This is a genomic window from Candidatus Frankia alpina (assembly GCF_902806485.1).
GTDB classification, from domain to species: Bacteria; Actinomycetota; Actinomycetes; order Frankiales; family Frankiaceae; genus Frankia; species Frankia alpina.
This window is the reverse complement of record NZ_CADCWT010000380.1, coordinates 1-3,117: the sequence shown is the minus strand read 5'-3', so window position 1 is coordinate 3,117 and position 3,117 is coordinate 1. Positions and strand designations below refer to the sequence as shown.

The following is a 3,117-nucleotide window of genomic DNA, read 5'->3' as shown; positions in this document are numbered from 1 at the left end:
TCGTTCGCAGACGCGGCGGGCCGATGCGTGTTCGCCGCCATTGCGGTGATCAAGTGTGTCGAGGAAGTGGCGGAACGCCTGGTCGGTGCGGGTGGTGTCGGCGGTGGCGTCGAGGTCCATGAGCAGGCCGCGGATGACCGCGAGGACGAGGGTCGCGAGCTCGTGGCGGCCGATGCTGCGCAGGCCGTCGGCGAGCGGACCGAGCCAGTCGGTCGTCGCGGTACGGCGGAAGCCGGGCCATAGCTGCTGCACCGAGCTCTCCCGCAGTTGGCCGAACATCCGGAGGAACGGCTGTCCGTCCGGGCCGGTCATCGAGGTCCAGGCGTTGTGCAGCGTGGTGGTGTAGGGCTCGTCGGGTCGTGCGTGCAGCAGGGCGCCGAAGGTGTCGAGCTGGCGTTGGCGGGCGTGGCCGAGGACGGCCCGTAGCAGGGCGTCGCGGGTGCCGAAGTGGTAGATCAGCATGCGGGTTGAGGTGCCAGTGGCGCGGGCCAGCGGCTCGAGCCGGTCGGGCAGGCCGTGCTCGAGCGCGTAGTTGGTGCACGCGTCGAGCAGCCGCCGCCTGATCTCTGGCTGTGGTTGCCGTCCCATCGCCGCATCTTTTCGCATAACGATCGCTACGTCTACTGTCGATTAGGACGTAGCCAAGACAGCCGGGGAGGTGGCGATGAGGGTCGTGTTCGTGCACGGGGCGTGCGTGCGGGACGGGTCGTGGTGGTGGCACCGCGCGGCGGGGCTGCTGCGGGAGCGGGGGGTGGCCAGCGTGTCCCCGGCGCTGCCGAGCTGCGGCGAGGCGGACGTGCCGACAGGGGCCGGTGGCTCGGGGCTGACCGAAGACGTCGGGCAGGTACTGCAAGGACGGCGACGAACCCACCATCGTGGTCGCCCACAGCTACGGCGGCATCGTGACCGCGGAAGCGGCCGCGGGGGTCGGCTCGGTGCGCCATCTGGTGCTGATCTCCAGCTACCTGCCCGAGATCGGGCAGAGCCTGTCGGAGTTCGGCGATGGCACCCCCGCCCCGTTTTTGGACGTCGACCCCGACGCCGGCACGTTCGGGGTCCGCCCCGAGCTGCTCGTGGACACGTTCCTGGCGGACTGCGACGCAGGCGTCCAGACGCAGGCGCCGGCTCACCTCGCCCGGCAGAGCGTCCAGGTGACCGGGCAGCCGGTCGGCGCGGCTGCCTGGCACCACGTGCCCTCCGCCTACCTCGTGTGCGCCCAGGACAGGGGCACCCCGGCCCGCCTGCAACGCGAGTTCGCCCGCAGGGCCGGTGGGGTCGTCGAACTCGACACCGGCCACCACCCCTTCCTGTCCCAGCCCGCCGCGCTGGCCGACCTGCTGCTGAACCTGGAGGGCACCGGCTGACCTCCGGGCGGCCTTCGATCCCGGTGTGCGCGGCCGCGAGACGGCGCGCCCGGTTCACTGGCCGACGGCGCGGCGGCGGCGCTTCGGGTCGGCCAGGACGGCCGCGCTGTAGCCCGCGTCGTCGGGGTTGAGGTTGGTGCCGGGCGCCACGACGCGGTCGATGCGGTCCAGCACGGCGGGTTCCAGGGTGATGTCGGTGGCGCTGAGCTGGTCGTGCAGATGCTCGGCGGTACGCGGGCCGATGATCGCCGCGGTGACCGCGGGGTGCGTGGTGACGAACGCCAGCGCCAGCTGGATCAGTGTCAGGCCCGCTTCGTCGGCGATGCCGGCGAGTTCGGTGGCGGCGTCGAGCTTGGCCTGGTTGCCCGGTACGTCCAGGTCGTAGTGGGAGAGCGTGGTGCGAAAGGGCATTGTCTGTGTGCGGTGGCTGGTCGGGTCGGCTGCGTCGCGGTGCCACCGGCCGGACAGCCAACCCCCGGCCAGCGGACTCCAGGCGAGTACCCCCATCCGGTACGTCTCGCAGGTGGGCAGCACGTCGGCCTCGAGGCCCCGGACCAGCAGGGAGTAGGGCGGCTGTTCGCAGGCGAAGCGCTCGCGCTGGCGTCGCTGGGCTGTCCACTGCGCCGCCATGATCGCCGAGGGGCGAACGTCGAGGACCCCGCGTAGCGGATCTTTCCCGCCCGGACGAGATCGGACAGCGCGCCCAGGATCTCGTCGAGGTCGGTCGCGGCATCGGGCCGGTGCACCTGGTACAGGTCGAGGTGATCGGTGCCCAGGCGGCGCAGGCTCTCCTCGCAGGCCCGGACGATCCAGCGCCGCGAGGCACCGCGCTCGTTGAGGCCGGGGCCCATGGGACTCGACACCTACGACCGCGATGCCGGCCCAGACGGGTGGAGCGGGCACCGCGCCGGTCACCGGCACGCTGATCGCGGCGGCGGCCACGGGGGCGATGCCCGTGAGCAGCCCGGCGCGGCCTGCGCCGACCCTGCGCACGCACGTGTACCAGAGGAGGAACGCCACCGCGGTGACGGCTACCGCGAGGTAGCCGATCGCCTCGCGGACACGCCGAGCAGCCACAGCCACAGCCACAGCCACACGGATGAGCGTGCCTGCTTGTCAGCTTTCTGGGGTGATCGGCTTGTGCCAGATCAGAAGGTAACGCCAGAACAGCAGCCGTCGTACGCGCGCGCCGGGCAGGACGGCGGCGGCCTGGCGGGTGGTCAGCGGCGGGTCCATGACCACGGGCATGCTCGCGCGCGCAGGGTCCTTCGCGAACCAGCTGGTGCTTCCCCGCAGCCTGTTCGTGAAGAACATTGCGCCAAGCAGGCGATGTCCGACTGCCGCGGCGATCTCGACCGGCAGTTCCCGGCGCAGGTCCGTCCGGGGCACGGCAACGACGGAGAGGACCCCGCCGGGCCGCAGGGCGGCGGCGAGCACCGCACATGCGTCCTGCAACGGCATGTGGTGCAGTGCGCTGATCGAGAAGATCGCGTCGTAGTCCTTGCCCGGCAGCGGATCGACCAGCACGTCGGCGAGAACGCAGTGCACGTTGCGGGGGGTGCGACGCCTCGCCTGCTCGATCATCTCTGTGGAGCGATCGACGGCGTCGACCTGCTCACTGCGCCGGGCGAGCCGGGCCGCGAACGCGCCGGCGCCACAGCCGACATCCAGCACCCGTCGGCACGGCTGCGGCCTCTGGCGCAGCAGCAGCCGGTGGTAGTAGGCGTTGTGATCCCAATTGAGCACAACCACA

General features: G+C 71.7%; 3 protein-coding genes and 3 pseudogenes. 1 reads left to right on the top strand and 5 read right to left on the bottom strand.

Going from position 1 to position 3,117, the window contains the following annotated elements:
• Nucleotides 1-588: TetR/AcrR family transcriptional regulator (locus tag G6R25_RS22920; protein ID WP_205447386.1), on the bottom strand; the 588-nt coding region annotated here is incomplete at its 3' end.
• A 287-nt stretch (nt 589-875) separates the two neighbouring features.
• Between G6R25_RS22920 and G6R25_RS22915 the strand changes: the two genes are divergently transcribed.
• Complete coding sequence (locus G6R25_RS22915; protein WP_235949477.1) at nt 876-1,364, top strand: alpha/beta hydrolase; 489 nt, start codon at nt 876-878, stop codon at nt 1,362-1,364.
• Between the two features lie 54 nt (nt 1,365-1,418).
• Here G6R25_RS22915 and G6R25_RS32095 read toward each other — a convergent pair.
• The 4 genes and pseudogenes from G6R25_RS32095 to G6R25_RS22900 form a co-directional block, all read right to left on the bottom strand.
• Nucleotides 1,419-1,913, bottom strand: a pseudogene (locus G6R25_RS32095) (aldo/keto reductase); the annotation flags it as partial.
• Between the two features lie 146 nt (nt 1,914-2,059).
• A pseudogene (locus tag G6R25_RS32090) lies at nt 2,060-2,215 on the bottom strand (aldo/keto reductase); the annotation flags it as partial.
• Between the two features lie 25 nt (nt 2,216-2,240).
• A pseudogene (locus tag G6R25_RS29195) lies at nt 2,241-2,441 on the bottom strand (EamA family transporter); the annotation flags it as partial.
• Between the two features lie 39 nt (nt 2,442-2,480).
• A partial coding sequence (locus G6R25_RS22900; RefSeq protein WP_336502408.1) for a class I SAM-dependent methyltransferase occupies nt 2,481-3,117 on the bottom strand: 637 nt, incomplete at its 5' end.